This is a genomic window from Chitinibacter sp. SCUT-21, from assembly GCA_041874755.1.
Lineage (GTDB): Bacteria > Pseudomonadota > Gammaproteobacteria > Burkholderiales > Chitinibacteraceae > Chitinibacter.
On the sequence record CP102611.1, the window covers coordinates 1,205,397 to 1,228,123 of the forward strand.

Below are 22,727 nucleotides of genomic sequence, written 5' to 3' on the forward strand. Positions count from 1 at the left end.
AAAACAACTCAAAAAAAGCAATGGGGGCAACTTACCCCCAAAAAGCAAATCGGGCAAATTGCCCGACTGCATTTATTTCTTAACCACGCAGACCAGCGGCTTCGCGCGCCAAGGCAGTAATACCAGCCCAATCACCTTTAGCCACCATGTCTTTTGGCGCCAACCAAGAGCCACCAACACAACCGACATTAGGCAAAGCCAACAGTTTTGGCGCCGACTCAACACTCACGCCACCAGTTGGACAGAACAGGATTTGTGGCAATGGACCACCCAAGGCCTTGAGCATCGCCAAACTGCCTGCTTGTTCAGCCGGGAACAATTTCATCGCATCGAAGCCCTCTTCCAAAGCGGCGATAGCCTCTGAAGGAGTCATCACACCAGGCAACAAAGCAATACCACACTCGCGTGCAGCAGCAGCTAATTTAGGTGTTAAACCCGGAGTAACCGCAAATACAGCGCCAGCTTCTTTTGCTTGAGCAAACTGCTCTGGGCGTACAACAGTACCCACGCCCACAATCGCACCAGGAACGTTATCAGCAATCGCTTTGACTGCGGGAAGCGCAGCATCAGTACGCAGTGTCACTTCCAAAACACGAATGCCACCTTCCACCAAAGCTTTAGCCAATGGCACTGCGTGTTCTACGTTTTCAATTACCAACACTGGCATAACAGTGCAAGAGCGCATGATGTCACGAATCTGCATGAGAATTTCCGTCTTTTAGATTGCGGCTTGAGTATTTTTTCAAGCTCTGCAAAGGTTTCAAATCGGCCAGCGCATCCCCTCACACACCAGCCGCTCACTACAAAATATTTGATTAACTTTCTTAGTGCGCCAAGCCCATGCTGATCGCACCTTCTTCGGCACCCGTTGCCGCCGCACGGAAGCTCGTGAACAATTCACGCCCCATGCCAAAGCCATTGGCAGCCAGATCAGCTGCTGCCACTTCACGCGCATCCCACTCTGCAGCATCCACCTGAGCAATCAACTCGCCCGTTTCAGCATTCAATAGAATCATGTCGCCAGTGCGAACCTTACCAAGTGCGCCACCAGAAACCACTTCAGGTGTGATGTGAATTGCTGCAGGCACTTTGCCAGATGCGCCCGACATACGACCATCGGTCACCAAGGCCACTTTAAAGCCACGATCTTGTAGCACACCTAATGGCGGTGTGAGTTTATGTAACTCTGGCATGCCATTAGCACGTGGACCTTGGAAACGAACCACAGCAATAAAGTCACGCTCCAATTCGCCACGTTTGAACGCAGCAATCACATCTTCTTGATCATCAAATACAATCGCTGGCGCATTTACAATGCGATGTTCTGGGGCTACCGCAGAAGTTTTAATCACTGCGCGACCTAAATTACCTGACAACAACTTGGTGCCACCATCAGCTTGGAATGGATTTGCTGCAGTACGCAACACAGAATCATCACCACTTTGTTTTGGTGCATCACGCCATACCGCAACACCATTATCCAAGAATGGCTCTTGCGCATAATGACGTAGACCAAAGCCGGCCGCAGTCCACACATCGTCATGCAAAAGACCCGCATCCAGCAATTCACGAATCAAGTAGCCCATACCGCCAGCGGCGTGGAAATGATTCACATCCGCTGCGCCATTCGGATATACCTTGGCCAACAGCGGAATAATTGCTGATAGGTCATTAAAGTCAGACCAATTGATAATCACGCCGGCAGCGCGCGCAATCGCAATCAAATGGATCGTGTGGTTGGTCGAGCCACCAGTAGCCAACAAACCAATAATGCCGTTGATGATTGCTTTTTCATCAACCACTTTACCCACAGGAATATATTCATTACCCAAGGCAGTAATTTGCGCCGCACGTTTTGCCGCGGCAACGGTTAACGCCTCACGCAATGGCGTACCTGGATTAGTAAAGGCCGCACCTGGCATATGCAAACCCATAATTTCCATCAGCATTTGATTCGAGTTGGCGGTTCCAAAGAAGGTACAGGTACCCGCACCGTGGTATGAGCCTTCCTCTGATGCCAAGAGCGCGTCGCGACCTACTTTGCCTTCGGCAAACAACTGACGTGTTTTATTTTTTTCTTTATTCGCAATCCCGCTAGTCATTGGACCTGCTGGTACAAAAATCGTTGGCAAATGGCCAAACTGCAATGCGCCCATCAATAGACCTGGGACAATTTTGTCGCACACGCCCAAGCACAAAGTCGCATCAAACATATTGTGCGACAGCGCCACAGCTGTTGACATAGCAATCACGTCACGACTGAACAATGACAACTCCATCCCAGGCTGCCCTTGCGTCACGCCATCGCACATCGCAGGAACGCCACCTGCGAATTGAGCCGTTGCGCCCACTTCATTCGCAGCCTTTTTAATAATGGCGGGATAAGTTTCGAACGGTTGGTGCGCCGACAACATTTCGTTGTATGAAGAAACGATAGCGATATTAGCTTGGCGCATTTCGCGCAACATGATCTTATCAGTTTCTGGCATCGCCGCCCAAGCGTGAGCTTGGTTAGTACAGGCCAAACCTTTACGGACGGGTTCTTTACTGGCCGCCTGCTCCATACGCGCTAAATAGCGTGAACGTGATTCTTTACTGCGTTCAATAACGCGCTGAGTAACTTCAACCAAACCGGGATGCAGGGACATGAAAGAACTCCAAATTTTACGAACTAAACCACTCAAATCGTGGACTTAGAAATTAAGCGTAGTTTTACTACAACAAAGACATTTCGACAAGCAAAACTGTACACAAAGCCCATTCGCTGCAGTGCAGCAAGGCCTTGCACCACAAAGGGTTTCGCGAAAAACGGCTTGCGCCATATTAGTGCAAACCATTAGGTAATAAATTCGTTTGCTAGGGGCTTCTAGCCTGTAGTAAGATTACAAAGCTTACTATGCTTGACCCTTCGTCAAGCTCCAATTCCAGACGAGGATTTTTGGCTCATGACTGCGATCGACGCTTTCGATATCGTATTTTTTGGCGGCACAGGTGACCTCGCGTTACGCAAGTTACTGCCTGCACTCTACCACCAAGACCAAGACGGCAACCTACCCGCCGAAGGTCGAGTTATCTGTTTAGGCCGCAGCCCATCAGACACCGCAGCATATGTCGAAAAAGCCCATGCAAAGGCGAAAGAATACCTTGGCAGCCATTATAACGAAAGTGATTGGAATAAATTTGCCTCACGCATCGAATACCTGAAAGTCGATGCCAATACTGAAGCAGATTTTGTCGCATTGGCCGAATCATTAAATAAACACCCAAATCGCGACCGCGTTTTTTACCTCTCTACCGCTCCCGACTTCTTCGCCCCGATCGCGAAAAACTTAGCAGCGCAAGGTTTGAATAAAGGCAAGTCGCGCGTTGTTCTAGAAAAACCACTCGGTCACGATCTTGAATCTTCGAACAAGATCAACGATGAAGTCGGCGTATATTTTACTGAGCAACAAATCTATCGTATCGACCACTATCTCGGCAAAGAGCCAGTGCTAAATTTGATCGCACTGCGTTTTGCCAACACTTTGCTCGAACCACTGTGGCGCCGCGAATGGATTCGTGACGTGCAAATCACCGTTACCGAGCAAGTTGGCGTTGAAACCCGTGCGGACTTCTACGACAAGACTGGTGCTTTGCGCGACATGGTGCAAAACCACTTATTGCAATTATTGACCATCGTGGCGATGGAGCCGCCAGCATCAATCGACGCGGATGCGGTGCGTGATGAAAAACTAAAAGTACTACGTGCATTGAAACCGCTGACGACTGATGACGTTAAAACCAAGGTTGTTCGTGGCCAATATCGCGCTGGTGCAGTTGCTGGCAAACCCGTTATTGGCTATCAAGACGAGCCTGGCGTACCTGCTGGTTCAAAAGCCGAAACCTTCGTGGCCCTAAAAGCCGAAATCGAAACCTGGCGTTGGGCTGGTGTGCCATTCTTCCTGCGCACAGGTAAACGCCTCGGCGATCGTTTGGCACAAATCGTGATTAATTTCCGCGAAGTACCAACCTCTACTTTTGGCAAAAACACGCGCCCAAATCGCTTGGTGATTGAATTGCAACCCGACGAATCAGTGCGTTTGTACATGATGGCGAAAGAGCCAGGCAAAGAGCAATTGCGCGAAGTGTATTTGGATCTGGACTTTAAAGAAGCATTCCAAACTCGCAGCCCAGAAGCGTATGAACGTCTGTTGATGGATGTGATTAAGGGTGATCTATCACTCTTCGTTCGTCGCGACGAACAACGCGCAGCATGGCGTTGGGTTGAGCCGATTATCGACTCATGGGAAAACAGCAGCGAAGGTCCGAAAACCTACACGGCCGGTACATGGGGCCCTGCAGCCTCATCGGCACTGCTGTCACGTGATGGCTTGTGCTGGCACGAAGAGGCTTAATACCCATATGCAGTAACTACATCAAGACCACGCCAAACGTGGTCTTGATTGCAATACCCCACAGCATCAAAGAGTCTGGAGATTTAGATGTCCTTGCAATGGCATGAATTTAGCAGTAAAGAAGCACTGGATCAGCAATTAGCGGCCAGCATCGCCACTGAGCTCAAACAAGCGATCGCACAACGTGGCACCGCCGGTCTTGCAGTGTCCGGCGGCCGTACGCCGGCTGGCATGTTCAAAGCCTTGCGAACTAATGATTTGGACTGGTCAAAAGTGGTCATCACTTTGGTTGACGAACGTTGGGTTCAGCCCGATCACGCCGATAGCAACGAGCGCCTGACGCGTGAAAATTTGCTACAAGATGCCGCTGCGGCTGCGACTTTTGTGTCTTTAGTCAATCAAGCTGCAACGCCACACGAAGCTCTAGCAGAAATCGAGGCTCGCCTCACGGTAATGCCTAACCCGATTGATGTTGTGATTTTGGGCATGGGTGATGATGGCCATACCGCATCCTTGTTTCCCAACGCTAGTGAGCTGGAAGCCGCTTGCGCATCAACCGCTTTGCTCGCTGCAGTGACTCCGCCAGTAGCGCCCCATCAGCGCATCACGCTGACTTTACCTAGCATCGTAAAAAGCCCAAAAGTCATCGTTCATATTACTGGCGAGGGCAAAAAGGCCTTGTTGAAGGACGCGATGGCAGCCGATATTGCTCTCACCGAGCAGTACCCAATTCGCCGCGTACTCGATCAGGTGGCATTAGCCAACGTATTCTGGGCAGCCTAAACAATTGGCAAGGAAGCCATTTTGCAGTTCAACCAACTTTCAGTCCTGCACTGTGATGCTAGCTTGAGTGAGGAATTCTAAATATGCTCGAACGCATTAAAACCGTACTCGATTCATTATCAAAATCAGAACGTAAAGTCGCCGAGCTAGTCATCGCCCAACCCAATTTGGTCGCTAATGCACCGATTGCCCAAATCGCAGAGATGGCCGATGTGTCACAACCGACTGTCATTCGCTTCTGTAGATCGCTCAATTGCTCAGGGCTGCAAGACTTTAAATTGCGCCTAACCCGCAGTTTGGTGTCTGGCGTACCCTATGTGCACTCGATGGTCTCGGCCGATGATTCAGCGCACGATTTGGCGCGCAAATTGTTTGATAACAATATTTCTCACCTGTTGCGCTGCCGTAATGAGCTTGACACTGACGTACTCGAACGTGCCATCAAAGTACTGTCGAACACGCATAAAATCGAAGTTTGGGGGCAAGGCCAATCGGGTGCCGTCGCGATCGACGCCCAAAATAAATTCTTCCGCCTTGGCGTGCCGACCGTTGCCTATACTGACCCGCATATGCACGGCATGAGCGCGTCGATGCTGAAACCAGGCGATGCGGTCATCGCCGTTTCAAACTCGGGGCGTACCCTCGATATGCTACGCTCGGTAGAAATTGCCCGCGATGCTGGCGCTGATGTGATCGGTATTACGCACAGCAAATCACCACTCGCAAAGCGCTGCAATATTTGTCTGTACGCCGACACGATGGAAGACCCTGATCTTTACACGCCAATGATTACGCGAATTGTGCATTTGGTGATTATTGACGTGCTAGCAGTCGGCGTTGCACTCAAGCGCGGCCCTGAGCTGATCGATCAGCTAGAAAAAATGAAACGCAATATGAAAGAAAAACGAGTTCGTGGCCATGAGTAAGCGAACCAAAATCAACACCAATAAAAATAGTGATTCACGAGGAACTCTGTCGATGTCTAATCTTACTTCGTCGCCAGCTTGGCAAGCGTTAACTGAGCATTTCAAAGAAGTTGAATCGCTGCATATGCGCGATCTATTTCAAAATGACCCACATCGTTTTGAAAAATTCTCGCTGGAAACCGGTGGTCTGTTTTTTGATTACTCAAAAAACCGCATTACCGAAAAAACCATGCAATTGCTGTTTGATTTGGCGCGCCAGTCTGGCGTGAAAGAGCGCATCGAAAAAATGTTTTCCGGTGAGAAAATCAATATCACCGAAAACCGCGCGGTACTGCATACTGCTTTGCGCAATCTAGACCACAACCCAATCGTGGTGGATGGCGAAGATGTAATGCCTAAGGTCAATGCCGTTAAAGAACAGATTGGTATTTTCTCTGACAAAGTTCGCTCAGGTGAATGGCAAGGTTACACTGGCAAACCCATTACCGATATCGTGAATATTGGTATTGGTGGCTCTGACCTTGGCCCATTGATGGTCTGTCAGTCGCTTAAAGAATATGGTCACGCCCGCTTGACGATGCACTTTGTGTCAACCGTCGACGGCGATCAAATTGTTTCTACGTTGAAAAAACTCAACCCAGAAACAACGCTATTTATCATTGCGTCAAAAACATTTACCACCCAAGAAACCATCACCAACGCCCGTACCGCGCGTGCTTGGTTCCTCAACACAGCGAACGACGAAAAGCATATTGCTAAACACTTTGTTGCGGTATCAACCAATAGCAAAGCAGTAGCGGAATTTGGCATCGACACGAACAATATGTTCGAATTCTGGGACTGGGTCGGTGGTCGTTATTCACTGTGGTCAGCGATTGGTTTGCCAATCGCGATTTACTTGGGTAAACACAACTACCAAGATTTGCTGCACGGTGCATACACCATGGATCAACACTTCCGTGGCAAACCGCTGGAGCAAAACGTGCCAGTCATTATGGCGATGCTCGGCATTTGGTACGGCAACTTCTTCGGCGCCAATACCCATCTGGTTTCACCATACAACCAATGTATGTCACGCTTCCCTGCTTATTTGCAGCAGCTAGATATGGAATCAAACGGTAAAACCGTTGATTTGCAAGGCAAGCGCGTTGATTACGCAACAGGCCCAGTGGTATGGGGTGACGCTGGCATCAATGGTCAGCACGCTTATTACCAAATGCTGCACCAAGGCACACAAATCGTACCGATCGACTTTATTGCCACAATTGAACATCCGGATATTCCAGAGCCACACAGCACAATTTTGATGGCGAACTTCTTTGCGCAAACCGAAGCGTTTATGCGCGGTAAAAACGAAGCCGAAGTGCGTGCCGAATTGGAAAAATCAGGCATCACAGGCCAAGCGCAAGATGAGCTAGTGCCGCACAAGATTTTCAAAGGCAATCGCCCAACCAACACCATTATGATGCAACGCCTGACGCCACGTCGTCTCGGCGCGCTGATTGCCTTGTACGAGCACAAAATCTTCGTTCAAGGCACGGTATGGAACATTAACTCGTATGACCAATGGGGTGTAGAGTTAGGCAAACAATTAGCCAAGCTGATTGAAGCCGATTTAACGACCCCAGGTCTGACATCAAGTCACGATGCCTCTACAAACGGCTTGATTAACTATTTCAAACGCAATACACCGCGCTAAACCCTTGGCGTAGGCACCCCCTGCGCCATGTAGCTTGGCCAAATAAACCAAGCTCAGTGTGATTTTAAAATAACCCACTCACAAGGTAGATATACGATGGCAGATCAGATTCACGACCATGATCCACAAGAAACCAAAGAATGGCTGGATGCGTTACAAGGCGTTATTGCAGCAGAAGGTGCTGAACGCGCTCATTTCCTCGTGGAAAAACTGGTAGATCAAGCCCGTCAAGACGGTGTGAACATCCCCTACACTGCGACTACGGCGTACATCAACACCATCCCTGCGCACCTGCAAGCTAAGCACCCAGGCAATGCGCACCTTGAAGAACGTATCTTGGCATACACGCGCTGGAATGCGGCAGCAATGGTGGCGAAGGCCAACCGCGACGCAGCTGAGCCAGGTGGTCATATTTCATCGTTTGCTTCTGCCGCTACTTTGTACGATGTGGGTTGGAATCACTTCTGGCATGCTGCGAATGAAAACCACGGCGGTGACTTGGTGTACTTCCAAGGTCATTCTGCGCCAGGTATGTATTCGCGCGCCTTCCTTGAAGGTCGTATCTCTGAAGCGCAACTGAACAAATTCCGTCGTGAAGTCGACGGTGACGGTCTGTCTTCATATCCGCACCCATGGTTGATGCCAGATTTCTGGCAATTCCCAACCGTATCAATGGGTCTGGGCCCATTGATGGCGATCTACCAAGCTCGCTTTATGAAATACCTCGACGACCGCGGCTTTAAACAAAAAGGCGATCGTCACGTTTGGTGTTTCTGCGGTGATGGTGAAATGGACGAGCCAGAATCTCTGGGTGCGATTTCATTGGCTGGCCGTGAAAAACTGGACAATCTGATTTTCGTCATCAACTGCAACTTGCAACGTCTGGACGGTCCAGTGCGCGGTAACGGCAAAATCATCCAAGAACTCGAAGGCGACTTCCGTGGTTCTGGCTGGAACGTGATCAAAGTCGTTTGGGGCTCAGGCTGGGATGCCTTGCTCGCGCAAGACAAGAAAGGTTTGCTGCAAAAACGCATGATGGAAGTCGTTGACGGCGAATACCAGACTTACAAATCGAAAAACGGTGCGTACGTTCGCGAACACTTCTTCGGTAAATATCCAGAATTGCTCGACCTCGTAGCCAGCATGACCGACGACGACATCTGGAAATTGACGCGCGGCGGTAACGATTTATTCAAAGTTTACGCAGCGTACAAAGCAGCGGTTGAGCACAAAGGCCAACCAACGCTGTTGCTCGTTAAAACCGTTAAAGGCTTTGGCGTTGGCGCTGCAGGCGAATCGCAAAACACTGCGCACAACACCAAAAAATTGGGCGATGACGATTTGCTGCATCTTCGTGATCGTTTCCATGTACCACTGACCGACGAAGAAGCCAAAGCGTGCACTTTCTACCGTCCACCAGCGGATAGCCCTGAATACAAATACATGATGGAACGTCGCAGCGCTTTGGGCGGCTTTATTCCATCGCGTAAACCAGTGAACGAACCATTGGAAGTGCCGTCTCTGGACGCATTCAAAGCCTTGCTCGAATCATCGGGCGAGCGCGAAATGTCAACGACGATGGCCTTCGTTCGCTTGCTGAACACCTTGGTGAAAGACAAGCAAATCGGCAAACGCGTAGTGCCTATCGTACCGGATGAGAGCCGTACTTTCGGTATGGAAGGTATGTTCCGTCAATTGGGTATCTGGTCGCACGTGGGTCAGTTGTACGAGCCACAAGATGCCGACCAATTGATGTTCTACAAAGAATCACAAACGGGTCAGATTCTACAAGAAGGTATTAACGAAGCGGGCGCGATGTCAGACTGGATCGCGGCAGCAACGTCGTACGCCAACCACGGCCACACGATGATTCCGTTCTACATCTACTACTCAATGTTCGGTTTCCAACGTATTGGTGACTTGGCTTGGGCTGCCGGCGACTTGCGCGCACGTGGTTTCTTGATTGGCGGTACTGCTGGTCGCACAACATTGAACGGCGAAGGCTTGCAGCACCAAGATGGTCACGGCCATCTGTTTGCTGAATTCGTACCAACTTGCGTGTCATACGATCCAACCTTCGCCTACGAATTGGCCGTAATCGTCCAAGACGGTATGCGTCGTATGTACCAAAACCAAGAGAACATCTACTACTACCTGTCAGTAATGAACGAGAACTACACGCACCCAGCGATGCCTGCAGGTGCTGAGGCCGGCATTATCAAAGGTCTGTACAAGTTCAAACAAGGTGGTGAAGGCAAGCTTAAAGTTCAGTTGATGGGCTCAGGCACGATCTTCCGCGAAGTGATCGCTGCAGCTGATTTGCTGAAAGCAGACTTCGGTGTTGAAGCCGACATCTGGTCAGCGCCAAGCTTTAACGAATTGCGTCGTGACGGGATGGCCGCAACTCGTCACAACTACCTGAACCCAACTGCTGAAGCTCAAGTGCCATACGTGACTGAATGCCTGAAAGGTGCACAAGGTCCAGTGGTTTGCGCGACAGACTACAAACGCACTTACGCTGATCAAATCCGCGAATACGTACCAGGTCGCTACGTGGTTCTGGGTTGCGATGGCTTTGGCCGTTCTGCAAGCCGTGCTGAATTGCGCAGCTTCTTCGAGGTGGATCGCTACCACGTAGCCGTGGCAGCACTGAAAGCCTTGGCCGACGAAGGTCTGTTGCCAGTGGCTAAAGTGGCTGAAGCGATTGCTAAATACGGCATTCGCACCGAGCGCCCAGCGCCTTGGACTGTGTAATTAAAAAGTGAGACACAGCTTGGCTGGGTATATCCACCTAAGCCAAGCTGAACAATTAACGGAAGGGCATACCCTACCCTCACAGGATTTGACCATGAGCAACATTATTGAATTGAAAATCCCAGACATCGGCGGCCACGCGGGTGTAGAAGTTATTGAAGTCTTTGTCAAAGCAGGCGACGTAATCGAGAAAGAGCAATCGTTGATTACTTTGGAAACCGACAAAGCAACGATGGAAGTACCGGCCACCGAAGGCGGCGTGGTGAAAGAAATGCGCATCAAAGTGGGCGACAAAGCCTCAGAAGGCGATGTGGTCTTGATGCTGGAAGTGGGCGCGGCAGCTGCTGCACCAGCGCCAGCCCCAGCAGCAGCACCCGCAGCTGCGCCAGTTGCAGCTGCTCCTGCAGCAGCGGCCACATCGTCAATTGTTGAAGTGCATGTACCGGATATCGGCAACTTCGACGCGGTTGAAGTAATTGAAGTTAACGTCAAAGTCGGCGACACTGTTGCGCTTGACGACGGCCTGATCACACTGGAATCTGACAAAGCCAGCATGGAAGTACCATCGACTGCGGCCGGCGTGGTAGAAAGCATCGCCGTTAAAGTGGGCGACAAAGTCGCACAAGGCGCTTTGGTTCTGACCGTACGTGCTAGCGCAACTGCTGCAGCGCCAGCGGCAGCACCAGTAGCTGCTCCTGCACCTGCAGCAGCGCCAGTTGCGGCGGCTCCAGCCGTGGCAGCTCCGGTTGCTGCGCCAGCGGCAGTCGCATCTGCACCAGCCAAATTTGACGAAGCCAACTTTAACAAAGCGCACGCTTCACCATCAGTACGCAAATTTGCGCGCGAATTGGGCGTGGATTTGAGCAAAGTAGCTGGTAAAGGCCCGAAAGGCCGCATCATGCACGAAGACGTTCAGTCCTTCGTGAAATCAGTGATGACCAGCGCAGTGGCTTCCTCTTTGGCTGCACCAGCAGCGGCCTCATTGGGCGGCGGCTTGGATCTGTTGCCATGGCCAAAAGTTGATTTTGCCAAATTTGGTCCAATCGAAACCAAGCCATTGTCACGCATCAAGAAAATCTCTGGCGCAAACTTGCATCGCAACTGGGTGGTAATCCCGCACGTGACGTTCAACGACGAATGCGATATCACCGAGCTGGAAGAATTCCGCAAGCAAGTAGGTAAAGAGTGGGAAAAATCAGGCCTGAAGATCAGCCCATTGGCGTTCATCATCAAGGCTGCGGCTGAAGCACTGAAAGCGTTCCCAGAAATGAACTCTTCGCTGGATGGCGACAATCTGGTCTTGAAACAGTACTACCACATCGGCTTTGCAGCCGACACGCCAAACGGCTTGGTAGTTCCAGTCATCAAAGACGCGGACAAGAAAGGCCTGAAAGAAATTTGCAAAGAGTTGACCGAATTGTCGCTCGCTGCGCGCGAAGGCAAACTCAAGCCAACCGATATGCAAGGCGCAACGTTCACGATTTCTAGCTTGGGCGGCATCGGCGGAACCAGCTTCACGCCAATCGTGAATGCTCCTGAAGTGGCGATCTTGGGCGTTTGCAAATCGCAAATCAAACCAGTTTGGAACGGCAAAGAATTTGCGCCACGCCTGATGTGCCCATTGTCGCTGTCATTCGATCACCGCGTGATCGACGGTGCGCAAGCTGGCCGCTTCACCGTGTACATGGGCAAATTGCTCAGCGACGTTCGCCGCTTGATTCTCTAATTCTGCGAGGCGTGATGGGCTAGGTATTGCTCTGTAGCTTAATACAGACCTAGCCCCCACCTCATACCCAAGACCTCTCAGGAATAAATGATGAGTAATATTATTGAGTTGAAAGTACCCGATATCGGCGGTCATAACGACGTAGCGATTATCGAGTTGTTTGTCAAAGTCGGCGACACCGTTGCAGTCGAAGAAAGTCTGATTACGCTGGAAACCGATAAAGCGACAATGGAAGTGCCAGCAACGCACGCTGGCGTGATCAAAGAGCTGAAAGTGGCTGTGGGCGATAAAGTGTCTGAAGGCAGCGTGATCGCTATCGTTGAAGTGGCAGCGAGCGCAGCTGCGCCAGCACCGGCTGCCGCGGCACCAACACCTGCAGCAGCTCCGGCAGCCGCACCTGCCGCCGCACCTGCCGCTGCGCCAGCAGCTGCACCAATTGCCGGCCAATACGCTGGCGCGGTCGACATGGAAGTGGACATGATGGTCTTGGGCGCAGGCCCTGGCGGCTATTCTGCAGCGTTCCGCTCGGCTGACTTGGGCATGAAAACCGTGATCGTTGAGCGTTATGGCTCACTGGGCGGCGTATGTTTGAATGTGGGTTGTATTCCATCGAAAGCCCTGCTGCACAATGCGGCGGTGATCGATGAAGTCGCTCACTTGGCGTCCAACGGGATTAAATTTGGCAAACCAGAAGTCGATATCGATGGTTTGCGTGGCTACAAAGAAAAAGTGATCAATAAGCTCACTGGCGGTTTGGCTGGCATGGCCAAAATGCGTAAAGTGGAGCACGTGCGCGGGATCGGTACTTTCCTTGATGCCAACCACATCGAAGTACAACTGACTTCGGGCACTGGTAAAGATTTGACTGGCGAGAAAAAAGTCATCAAGTTTGCCAAAGCGATTATCGCTGCCGGTTCGCAAGCGGTGAAATTGCCTTTCATTCCGAACGATCCACGCATCGTTGATTCAACTGGCGCACTGGAGCTGAAATCAGTACCAAAACGCATGTTGATTATCGGCGGCGGTATTATCGGTCTGGAAATGGGTACTGTGTACTCAACACTGGGCGCGCGTCTGGACGTGGTTGAGTTGTCTGACGGCCTGATGCAAGGCGCGGATCGCGATCTGGTGAAAGTATGGCAAGACTGGAATAAACACCGTTTTGACAACATCATGTTGCAATCGAAAACCACTAGCATCACGCCGAAAGAAGACGGCATCTGGGTAACGTTTGAAGGCCCGAAAGCCCCTGCCGAAGCACAGTGCTACGACTTGGTACTGTACTCAACTGGTCGCTCGCCAAACGGCAAGAAAATCGGCGCGGAAAACGCTGGCGTGATTGTGGACGAGCGTGGCTTTATCGCCGTTGACAAGCAAATGCGCACCAACGTGCCGCACATCTTCGCGATTGGCGACTTGGTCGGCCAACCGATGTTGGCGCACAAAGCCGTACACGAAGCGCACGTTGCGGCGGAAAACGCTGCGGATCACAAAGCCTACTTCGACGCGCGCGTGATTCCAGGCGTAGCCTACACCGACCCAGAAGTGGCTTGGGTTGGTTTGACTGAAGATCAAGCGAAAAAAGACGGCATCAAGATCACCAAGGGCGTATTCCCATGGGCCGCTTCTGGCCGTGCGATTGCCAATGGTCGCGATGAAGGCTTTACCAAGCTGATTTTTGACGCAGAAAACGGCCAAATCCTCGGCGGCGCGATTGTTGGACCACACGCTGGCGATATGATCGGTGAAGTGTGTCTCGGTATCGAAATGGGCGCGGACGCAGTCGACATCGGCAAAACCATCCACCCTCACCCAACGATGGGCGAGTCAATTGGTATGGCAGCCGAAGTGGCCAAAGGCGTATGTACCGATTTGCCACCACAGCGCAAAAAATAAGCAGCATTTTACGCAGTCGCAAAAAAACCACGACCTAGGTCGTGGTTTTTTTATGCCGCTTTTGCCGGTGGAAGGGGCATTTTTTGCCACCTTTCAGCTCAGACGCCGGTATTTGCCGGTCACATCGAAGCAAAAAGCGATCTAACTCTCCAAAATATGCAACACTTTTCGTAGCAGTAGCGCTATAAAAACAAGGGTATATTTCCAAACACCAATCAAATCAATGCAAAAATGAAAATACCCAATAGGTGTACAAAATTGATTAGCAAGAATCTGCATCAAATCAGTGCTATTTTTGTCGCACTGCAATAAATTACAAAAACAATCTGCCGATAGTATTTTTAATTCGGCACGTTTTTTGCATCGGCAGGGTGTAAAGATAAAATGGAGTTGGGATCATGGTTCAATTTGATTTACTCAACGAGGCCAACAATAAGCAGCAATCCAAAGCACGTTTAAGTGATGAAATCACTTCGGAGCTTGAACAGTGTATTGAGCTGTGTGCCAAGCTCAAAATTGACTTCTACGATTGCCTTGCTCATGCGCGCATCGAATACGAAAAACATCTGCGTGACGCGCAACATTAAGTCTTAGCAATACAAAAAGCCACCCGAAGGTGGCTTTTTTGAATTTTGGCGTCCCCACGGGGAATCGAACCCCGGCCGCCGCCGTGAAAGGGCAGTGTTCTAACCGCTAAACTATAGGGACTTACTAACTAAGCTGCGCATTCTACCGCAGTTTTACTACACTTACAACGCTTTTTTTGGCGTCCCCACGGGGATTCGAACCCCGGTTATCGCCGTGAAAGGGCGGTGTCCTAGGCCTCTAGACGATGGGGACTGCGTACTACGAATTACATGTCTAAAGGCAAACACACAACTCTGTTTCTTTGGTGGAGGTAAGCGGGATCGAACCGCTGACCTCTTGCATGCCATGCAAGCGCTCTCCCAACTGAGCTATACCCCCAAAAGAGATGCGCATATTAAAGTCCCCACCGCAACTCGTCAAGCCCCTAGTAGCAAAATTCTAGATTGGCGCCCACCAGTACGCATCGCTTTCCACATCTTGTTCCAGCACTTTGGTGTCGGGAAAGTTTTTCAGCAAAACGCGCTTGGCATCATCGCGATAATCAGTCATGCCGAGTTTATCGTAAGCATGGTACATCAAGCCCAACGCACCTTCGACTTGCTTGGTGTGGCTGTAGTTATCGATCAGCGCTTTACCGCGATTAGCCGCCGCCAAATACGCGCCACGTTTGTAGTAGTAACGGCCGACGTGCAGCTCATAATTAGCCAAAGCGCCAATCAAATAACCCATACGCAATTGGGCGTCTTTGCTGTACTTACTATCTGGAAACCGCTGCACCAGCTCGCGGAATGAGTTGTACGATTCTTTTGCCGATTTCGGGTCACGCTCAGACATATCTTGCTTCGCAAGACTAGACATAAAGCCCTGTGATTCGTTAAATGTCACCAGCCCTTTTAAATACATCGCGTAATCCAAGCTTGGATGCGTTGGATACTGCTTCATAAAACGATCAAGCGAAGCGAGTGCTAAAGCCGGCTCGTCGAACTTATAGTTGTTATATGCGATTTCTAGCTGAGCTTGTTGTGCATATTTACCATACGGATAGCGCGCTTCTAGGCGCTCAAAATATTCGTTGGATTTTTTGTAATCTTTACTGGCTTGCTGAGATTTGGCTTCTGAAAACAACTTGTCCGCAGACCAATCTTTCGTTTCATCATTGGTCGTACCGGTACTGGCACAACCAACCATTAAGCTAAACAGCAAGGCAGAAACGACGATTCGAGGTAGAATCTTATTCATGATGCAATCCGATATTGAACTCGACGATTATAACGACTTCTCAGACACCCGTGTCTTAACTGTGCCCGCTGATTTGGCAGGCATGCGACTGGACGCGGCACTGGCGAAGATTTTGCCTGATTTTTCACGCTCACGCTTGGCTACTTGGATCAAAGACGAACAAGTGATGCTCGATGGCGCACCCGCCACGACCAAAACCAAGGTCTGGGGCGGCGAAACGCTCACGGTTAACGTACAAGCCGACCCAAACGAAGTGGCCTTCACCGCGGAAGATATCCCGCTGGACGTCATTTATGAAGATGACGCGCTGATCGTGATCAACAAGCCCGCCGGCTTAGTGGTCCACCCCGGCAGCGGCAATTGGGACGGCACGCTGCTCAACGCCCTACTCTTTCATTACCCCGAAGTACGCCAAATTCCGCGTGCCGGCATTGTTCACCGCTTAGATAAGGACACCAGCGGTTTAATGGTCGTTGCACGCACACTGCCCGCTCAAAATAATTTAGTGCAACAGCTACAAGCCCGTACCGTCAAACGCCACTATTTGGCCGTGGCGCGCGGCAATATTAAACGCGATGGCACCGTGGATGAGCCGATTGGCCGCCACCCGAAAGATCGCACCAAAATGGCGGTGATTCATAGCGGTAAAGAATCAATCACGCACTACTTGGTGCTGGAAAAATTTGCCGACTACACGCTGATCGAATGTCGCCTGGAAACTGGCCGCACGCACCAGATTCGTGTGCATATGGCACATATCAAGCATTCGCTCGCGGCCGATCAGGTTTATGGCACGCCACCGAAGCTCGATATTTCGCCCGAAGTGCGCATGGCCTTGGAAGAACTCAATCGCCAAGCGCTGCACGCGCGCAAACTCTCGCTCGTACACCCAGTCAGCGGCAAGACGATGGAATGGAAAGCGCCGATTCCGCACGATCTGGAACAGCTAATCTTCACGCTGCGCGCAGATCAAGAATTGGCGAATGACACCTACGACGAAGACGACGATGAAGACGACGATCACGATTGCGAAATCATTTACGTTCGGGACTAAACCGTGACCTCGCTGCCGCCTAACGCACTACACTGCTTCACCCCAGATTGGCCCGCGCCTGCCAACGTCAAAGCCTTGCAAACCACGCGCAATGGTTTTGGATTCGGCTTTACAGGGGATGCTGCAAGCGATCGCGGTGGCGTCAGCTTAGCGCCGTATGATCGCTTTAACCTCGGCAGCCACGTCAATGACGACCCTGCTCACGTCGCCGCCAATCGTGCACTATTAACACAGGCCTTGCCGCAAGCACCGGCGTGGCTTAATCAAGTGCACGGCATCCATGTCGTCGATGCAGCCAGCATCAGCGAGCCTGTTGACGCCGATGCGAGCTACACCCACCAGCGTGGCGCAGTCAGCGTCGTAATGACCGCCGACTGCCTGCCACTACTGTTTTGTGATCGCGCCGGCACGGTGGTCGCAGCGGCGCACGCGGGTTGGCGTGGTCTGTGTAATGGCGTGATTGAAGCGACGGTCGCCAAAATGGATTGCCCTGCCAGCGACATCCTCGTCTGGCTCGGCCCTGCCATCGGCCCAAGCGCCTTTGAAGTCGGCGACGAAGTGCGCGCCGCTTTTATGGCGATCGATGCACAAGCCGAACTAGCCTTCAAGAAACAAGACGGGGGTAAATGGCTGGCGGACATCAACCTATTGGCTCGCCAGCGATTACATACCCTAGGTATTACTGCGATTTATGGTGGCGATCAATGCACCGTAACACAAGCTGAAACTTATTTTAGCTATCGTCGCGACGGGCAAACAGGAAGACTAGCGAGTTTGATCTGGCTTGAGTAAGCCATCGGGCAGCTGAGAATCGTTTTCAAGCAGACGATTTTCGCTGTTTATGCTACAGTGTTGCATCTGCAGGATTTTTTACCGATGTCAACACTAAGCTGGATCATTACAATGAGCCTGCTGGGCTCTTTGCTCAGCGTGGCCTCGGCCGCCGCGATGGCGTATTTCGCGAAACCCAATTGGATTCCCAAACTTGTCTCATTTGCCGTCGGCTCTTTGCTGGCCGCGGTGTTCCTCGAGATTTTGCCGCACGCCTTTGGTAGTCATGGCGGGCATGAAGGCCATGCGCATGGCGAAACTGAGCTGTCATTGTTAAATGACGTGCATCATGCCGCTTCACAGACCGTTCAAGCGGTGGCGGAACACGCACCGCACGCTAGCCCAGAAGCGATTTCGGTGACAATTTTGCTCGGCATTTTCATCTTTTTCATCATGGAAAAGCTGGTGATCTGGCGGCATTGCCATCACGAGTCGTGTGAAGAATTGGAAGGCCACACGCACGAACATAGCCACGAACATCATCATGGTCATTCGCACGGCCATTCACATGGCCATAGCCACGGCAACGAGCACGGCCGCGCTGGCATGATGATTATGGTGGGCGATACGCTGCATAATTTCTTGGATGGCGCGGTGATTGCGGCGGCGTTTATGGCCGATACTTCGGTCGGCATTGCAACCGCGGTGGCGATTATTGCGCACGAAATTCCGCAAGAAGTCGGCGATTTTATCGTGCTGTTGCATTCGGGCTATAGCAAAGCCAAGGCGCTGCTGTTTAATTTGCTGTCGTCGCTGGCGGCGCTGGCGGGTGGTTTGCTGGCGTATTTCTCGCTCAGCGTGGTTGAAACTGCGCAGCCCTACTTGCTCGCGCTGGGCGCGTCTAGCCTAATTTATGTCGCGATTGCCGACTTGATCCCGACCCTACACAAACGCCCGCATATTAAAGACACAATCTACCAAGTGTTACTGATGGTGGCCGGTGCGATGCCGATTGCGCTAGTGCATCACTTTATGCCGCACTAAAATACACCGGCACGTATCAAGACAAAGGCCAATCTAAGATTGGCCTTTATTCATATACCCCTAGTAAATTAATCTTTCTGCAAGCGATACAAGCAATGCCGCCGCAGTGGATGATCGGCAGCTAAGACCGGATGGTCGAACTCGCCCGCCGTATCGAGTTGCATGCCAAGGCGCTGCATCAAGGCTTGCGAGCGCAAATTACTCAGTGCAGTAAACGACACGATTTCATCCAGATTCAATTGCGTAAATCCAAACTCTAGCGCGGCGCTCGCCGCTTCCAATGCCAAACCTTGTCGCCAAAATGGTCGCGCCAAGCGCCAGCCGATTTCGACGCAGGGCATAAATGGCAGCGCTACACGTGGGATATTGAGACCGGCCATGCCGATAAATTCACCGCTATCGCGCAGCGCCAGCGCCCAAAAACCCCAGCCATGCTCTTGTAAACGCGCACGAACTAGCGCCGCATACGCATCGCTTTCGCTTTGACTGAGCACCCCTGGAAAATAGCGCATCACGTCTGGATCGGCACTCATCGCCGCGAATGCAGGTAAATCACTAGCGCGCCAATCGCGCATAATCAGCCGTTCGGTAGTTAGCGTGGCGACGGGTTTAGTCATTATTCGCCTGCGCTTGTTCAGCGGCGGCATGCTCACGCGCTGCAATGGCGGCTTCGCGCTCTGCCAATTCCGCAGCCCTAGCTGCTTTACCGCGCTGTATGCTGCGCTTGATCAGCAGCAAACCCCAGGTAGGTAATACCGCCAAGAATATAAAGTAAAAGAGCCCGACGGTAATACTCCCCGCGCCAAGCGACATCATCACAACGACAAACAAATACCCGATTAAAATAATATACATACTGCATCTCAATATCAGAGCGACGATTCTTGAGCAGCGCCCTGCTCAGCAAAGAGGCAAGTTTACCCCAGCACTGAACGAGCACAGTGCTCATTTTGAAGATTTTCTTGCTCACTAATGATACAGTGTTGCATTTGAGGCTTTGAGTATTCAACGAGTGAGATGAGAAAATCATCACGCTCATTTGAAATCTAGCCGCTTCAACCCCATATCAGTTTTTCATGCCCTCAGGATTTGCCCCAGCAATGCCGAACGCCACCACTGAATTGCAAAAAATCGCCACTGCCCGCCTGCCGACTAGCGCGGGCGAATTCACTAGTCATGCCTTTCTTAACCCACAAACGGGTGTCGAACATTTGGTGCTGACGCTGGGCGATATTGCAGGCGACGACGTGTTGATTCGCCTACATTCGGAGTGCCTCACTGGCGATGCTTTAGGCTCGCTACGCTGCGATTGCGGTGAACAACTGCAAAATGCGCTCAAGCAAATTCAGGCTCAAGGTCGTGGGGCCTTGGTGTATTTGCGTGGTCACGAAGGCCGTGGCATCGGGCTATGCAATAAGATTTACGCCTACCAATTGCAAGACCAAGGCATGGATACGGTTGAAGCTAATTTAGCGCAAGGCTTACCAAGCGATGGGCGCAACTATGAAGATGCGGCGGCCATGCTAAAAATGCTAGGCATTAAATCGGTGCGGCTGATGAGCAATAATCCGCTTAAAATCGATGCGCTCAATGAGCTTGGCATTCCGGTGACCGAACGACTAGCCCATGAAGTGGTCGCCAACCCTGAAAATAAAAAGTACCTGCAGACCAAAAAAGAGCGCATGGGGCATTTGCTCAGCACTCGCGGTAAAAAATAAGGTTTGGCTAGCCGCCAAAAGCCTTCAGAATTTGATTCGCAATTCGCGTTGTGCCGCCGATTAATTGATCAATTTGCGGCAGCATAAAGGGCAGTGAATAGTACAAAGCGGCAAAGCCAATGCCCAAGGTCAGTGGGAAACCAATCGCAAAGACATTTAATTGCGGAGCTGCGCGGGTCATCACACCGATCGACAAGTTGGTGATCAGCAACGCGACCAGTACCGGCAGCGAGAGCAACACCGCCGAGCGGAAAATAACCCCGCCGTAAATTGCGATTAATTCAAAACCCTTGCCATTCAAATGCGTTTGCCCCACCGGCAATGTGGTCATACTCTCGATCAAGATCTGCAGCATCATCAAATGACCGTTGAGTGATAAAAACAGCAAAATCATCATCAAGCTCATTAATTGAGCGACAGCCAAGGTATTGCTGGCATTTTGCGGATCATAAAACGACGCAAAACCCAAACCCATTTGCAAGCCCGCCAAATGACCCGCCATTTCAACGGCGGTAAACACCAGGCGCATCAAAAAGCCGATCGAAATTCCGATCAGTAATTCTCGAAATGCAATCAGCACGCCATCTGGCGAAACCACCGGCACCGTAGACATTTGCGGTAAAGTTGGCGCAATAACGACAGCCAAGATAATGGCGAAGGCGACTCGCACCCGCACTGAAATACGGCGGCTGGAATAAAAAGGATCGGCGACCATCAAGCCGATAATGCGCAAAAACGGCCACCAGAACAGCGCGAGCCAAACTTCAATCTGCGCCTGAGTTACAACCCACATTAGCCTATCACTTGTGGAATGCTTTGATACAGACGGATGGTGTAATCCATCGCCAATTCCAGCATCCACGGGCCAGCCAGTACCAGCACCAAGAATGCAATTAAGAGCTTGGGAATAAACGACAGCGTCGCCTCATTGATCTGCGTGGCAGCCTGAAAAATACTGATCACCAAACCGGAAACCAGCGTGGCGATCAAAACGGGGCCACAGAGTAGCACCATGATTTCCATGGCTTTTTGCAATAATGTAACGACTGTTTCGGGCGTCATCAGCTACCCCACATAAAAACTTTGCACGAGCGAGCCCATCAGCAAAGTCCAGCCATCGACCAGCACAAACAACATCAGCTTAAAGGGCAAGGAAATCATCACCGGCGACACCATCATCATCCCCATCCCCATCAAAATACTGGCAACGACTAAGTCGATAATCAGAAATGGAATAATGACCATAAAGCCAATTTGGAACGCCGTTTTAAGCTCGCTGGTCACAAAGGCTGGCACTAGCACGCGCAAGCTGATGTCTTCAGGCCCTTGTGGCGCTTGCGCGCCTGACACTTCGATAAAAAATGCTAAGTCTTTTTGCCGTGTTTGCTTAAGCATAAAGTCTTTCAATGGCAAGGAGCCTTTATCGAGCGCTTCATTAAACGACATTTTATTTTCTGAATACGGCTGATATGCAGTGGTATAGATTTTGTCGAGCACCGGCGACATGATAAACAGCGTTAGAAACAACGACAAACCCACAATCACTTGATTGGGCGGACTTTGCATCGTTCCGAGCGCTTGGCGCAATAACGACAGCACAATCACGATGCGCGTAAACGCCGTCATCATCAACAGCACCGCGGGCAAAAAGCCCAGCGCAGTCATAAACAGCAGCGTTTGAATCGGCAAGGAATACGCCGTGCCACCCACAGTCTGCGTGGACGACATAAAGGGTATACCAGCAGGCTCAGCAGCTAGCAATAGTGAAGGAGCTATACTCAGTAGTAGTATGGGTAAAAATGGTTTAAAGCGCATTTTTGCCTCCATTGCGCTTTTCCATCGCCGTTTGCAGCCATTGCGCAAATGCTGGTGCAGCGGGTGTCGGTGTCTCAACGCCTTCAGGTTTTTCCATCGTGTGCAATAAATTCACCTGCTCGCTCGTTACACCCAGCACCAGCCAATTGTCTTGCACCTCAACAATCACCACGCGTTCGCGCTGCCCCACCATCACACCAGAGACCACGCGCAAATGGCCAGCCCCAGCGCCCGGCACCAAAGAAAACCGGCGCATCAACCATGCGGCCCCGACAATCAAGCCCAGTACCAAGCCTAAAGCCAATAGCACTTGGAGCACG

General features: G+C 51.1%; 21 protein-coding genes and 3 tRNA genes. 12 read left to right on the forward strand and 12 right to left on the reverse strand.

Annotated features, from left to right (window positions below; translation table 11 throughout):
- Positions 1-79: 79 nt before the first annotated feature.
- A complete protein-coding gene (locus NT239_05480; GenBank protein XGA72294.1) occupies positions 80-703 on the reverse strand; it encodes a bifunctional 4-hydroxy-2-oxoglutarate aldolase/2-dehydro-3-deoxy-phosphogluconate aldolase in 624 nt (207 codons plus the stop codon).
- A gap of 121 nt (positions 704-824) precedes the next feature.
- The gene (gene edd / locus NT239_05485; GenBank protein XGA72295.1) at positions 825-2,648 is read right to left on the reverse strand and encodes a phosphogluconate dehydratase; all 1,824 of its coding nucleotides are present in this window, start codon (positions 2,646-2,648) and stop codon (positions 825-827) included.
- Between the two features lie 297 nt (positions 2,649-2,945).
- On the opposite strand from edd, the gene zwf reads away from it, so the two are divergent.
- The 8 genes from zwf to NT239_05525 all read left to right on the forward strand — a co-directional run bounded on the left by zwf (position 2,946) and on the right by NT239_05525 (position 14,765).
- The gene (gene zwf / locus NT239_05490; protein XGA72296.1) at positions 2,946-4,394 is read left to right on the forward strand and encodes a glucose-6-phosphate dehydrogenase; all 1,449 of its coding nucleotides are present in this window, start codon (positions 2,946-2,948) and stop codon (positions 4,392-4,394) included.
- Positions 4,395-4,481: 87 nt separating this feature from the next.
- Positions 4,482-5,177 carry a 6-phosphogluconolactonase gene (gene pgl, locus NT239_05495; protein XGA72297.1) on the forward strand — a complete coding sequence of 232 codons (696 nt, stop codon included), beginning with the start codon at positions 4,482-4,484 and terminating at the stop codon, positions 5,175-5,177.
- 83 nt (positions 5,178-5,260) lie between these two features.
- Positions 5,261-6,103, forward strand: a complete 843-nt coding sequence (gene hexR, locus NT239_05500; protein XGA72298.1) for a transcriptional regulator HexR — start codon at positions 5,261-5,263, stop codon at positions 6,101-6,103.
- A gap of 52 nt (positions 6,104-6,155) precedes the next feature.
- A complete protein-coding gene (gene pgi / locus NT239_05505) occupies positions 6,156-7,802 on the forward strand; it encodes a glucose-6-phosphate isomerase (protein XGA72299.1) in 1,647 nt (548 codons plus the stop codon).
- 96 nt (positions 7,803-7,898) lie between these two features.
- Positions 7,899-10,556, forward strand: a complete 2,658-nt coding sequence (gene aceE, locus NT239_05510) for a pyruvate dehydrogenase (acetyl-transferring), homodimeric type (protein ID XGA72300.1) — start codon at positions 7,899-7,901, stop codon at positions 10,554-10,556.
- A gap of 94 nt (positions 10,557-10,650) precedes the next feature.
- Positions 10,651-12,282, forward strand: a complete 1,632-nt coding sequence (gene aceF / locus NT239_05515; protein ID XGA72301.1) for a dihydrolipoyllysine-residue acetyltransferase — start codon at positions 10,651-10,653, stop codon at positions 12,280-12,282.
- Between the two features lie 90 nt (positions 12,283-12,372).
- Positions 12,373-14,178: a dihydrolipoyl dehydrogenase gene (lpdA, locus tag NT239_05520; protein ID XGA72775.1), complete on the forward strand. Its 1,806-nt coding sequence runs from the start codon at positions 12,373-12,375 to the stop codon at positions 14,176-14,178.
- Positions 14,179-14,576: 398 nt separating this feature from the next.
- Positions 14,577-14,765, forward strand: a complete 189-nt coding sequence (locus NT239_05525) for a hypothetical protein (protein XGA72302.1) — start codon at positions 14,577-14,579, stop codon at positions 14,763-14,765.
- 46 nt (positions 14,766-14,811) lie between these two features.
- Here NT239_05525 and NT239_05530 read toward each other — a convergent pair.
- The 4 genes from NT239_05530 to NT239_05545 all read right to left on the reverse strand — a co-directional run bounded on the left by NT239_05530 (position 14,812) and on the right by NT239_05545 (position 16,005).
- Positions 14,812-14,886, reverse strand: a tRNA-Glu gene (locus tag NT239_05530).
- A 56-nt stretch (positions 14,887-14,942) separates the two neighbouring features.
- A tRNA-Glu gene (locus NT239_05535) sits at positions 14,943-15,018 on the reverse strand.
- 50 nt (positions 15,019-15,068) lie between these two features.
- Positions 15,069-15,144, reverse strand: a tRNA-Ala gene (locus NT239_05540).
- A 60-nt stretch (positions 15,145-15,204) separates the two neighbouring features.
- Positions 15,205-16,005, reverse strand: coding sequence for an outer membrane protein assembly factor BamD (locus tag NT239_05545; GenBank protein ID XGA72303.1), 801 nt, complete (start codon positions 16,003-16,005; stop codon positions 15,205-15,207).
- Here NT239_05545 and rluD point away from each other — a divergent pair.
- The 3 genes from rluD to NT239_05560 all read left to right on the forward strand — a co-directional run bounded on the left by rluD (position 16,004) and on the right by NT239_05560 (position 18,874).
- On the forward strand, positions 16,004-17,059 hold the full coding sequence (gene rluD, locus NT239_05550; protein ID XGA72304.1) for a 23S rRNA pseudouridine(1911/1915/1917) synthase RluD: 1,056 nt from the start codon (positions 16,004-16,006) through the stop codon (positions 17,057-17,059). The genes NT239_05545 and rluD overlap by 2 nt on opposite strands.
- A 3-nt stretch (positions 17,060-17,062) precedes the next feature.
- Complete coding sequence (pgeF, locus tag NT239_05555; protein ID XGA72305.1) at positions 17,063-17,851, forward strand: peptidoglycan editing factor PgeF; 789 nt, start codon at positions 17,063-17,065, stop codon at positions 17,849-17,851.
- Between the two features lie 84 nt (positions 17,852-17,935).
- The gene (locus NT239_05560) at positions 17,936-18,874 is read left to right on the forward strand and encodes a ZIP family metal transporter (protein XGA72306.1); all 939 of its coding nucleotides are present in this window, start codon (positions 17,936-17,938) and stop codon (positions 18,872-18,874) included.
- Positions 18,875-18,942: 68 nt separating this feature from the next.
- On the opposite strand, the gene NT239_05565 is transcribed toward NT239_05560, so the two are convergent.
- On the reverse strand, positions 18,943-19,491 hold the full coding sequence (locus NT239_05565; protein ID XGA72307.1) for a GNAT family N-acetyltransferase: 549 nt from the start codon (positions 19,489-19,491) through the stop codon (positions 18,943-18,945).
- The gene (locus NT239_05570) at positions 19,484-19,729 is read right to left on the reverse strand and encodes a hypothetical protein (GenBank protein ID XGA72308.1); all 246 of its coding nucleotides are present in this window, start codon (positions 19,727-19,729) and stop codon (positions 19,484-19,486) included. Before NT239_05570 ends, NT239_05565 begins: the two co-directional genes overlap by 8 nt.
- Before the next feature lie 245 nt (positions 19,730-19,974).
- Here NT239_05570 and ribA point away from each other — a divergent pair, with 245 nt between their 5' ends.
- Positions 19,975-20,592 (forward strand): GTP cyclohydrolase II, encoded by a 618-nt coding sequence (ribA, locus tag NT239_05575; protein XGA72309.1) that lies wholly within the window; start codon positions 19,975-19,977, stop codon positions 20,590-20,592.
- A 7-nt stretch (positions 20,593-20,599) separates the two neighbouring features.
- Here the strand turns inward: ribA and fliR are convergent, their stop codons facing one another.
- The 4 genes from fliR to fliO are packed head-to-tail and all read right to left on the reverse strand — an operon-like array spanning position 20,600 to position 22,726.
- The gene (gene fliR, locus NT239_05580) at positions 20,600-21,385 is read right to left on the reverse strand and encodes a flagellar biosynthetic protein FliR (GenBank protein ID XGA72310.1); all 786 of its coding nucleotides are present in this window, start codon (positions 21,383-21,385) and stop codon (positions 20,600-20,602) included.
- Positions 21,385-21,654 (reverse strand): flagellar biosynthesis protein FliQ, encoded by a 270-nt coding sequence (fliQ, locus tag NT239_05585; GenBank protein XGA72311.1) that lies wholly within the window; start codon positions 21,652-21,654, stop codon positions 21,385-21,387. The genes fliR and fliQ overlap by 1 nt, the downstream gene beginning before the upstream one ends.
- 3 nt (positions 21,655-21,657) lie before the next feature.
- The gene (fliP, locus tag NT239_05590; GenBank protein XGA72312.1) at positions 21,658-22,407 is read right to left on the reverse strand and encodes a flagellar type III secretion system pore protein FliP; all 750 of its coding nucleotides are present in this window, start codon (positions 22,405-22,407) and stop codon (positions 21,658-21,660) included.
- Complete coding sequence (gene fliO, locus NT239_05595) at positions 22,397-22,726, reverse strand: flagellar biosynthetic protein FliO (GenBank protein XGA72313.1); 330 nt, start codon at positions 22,724-22,726, stop codon at positions 22,397-22,399. Before fliO ends, fliP begins: the two co-directional genes overlap by 11 nt.
- Between the last annotated feature and the right edge of the window lies 1 nt (position 22,727).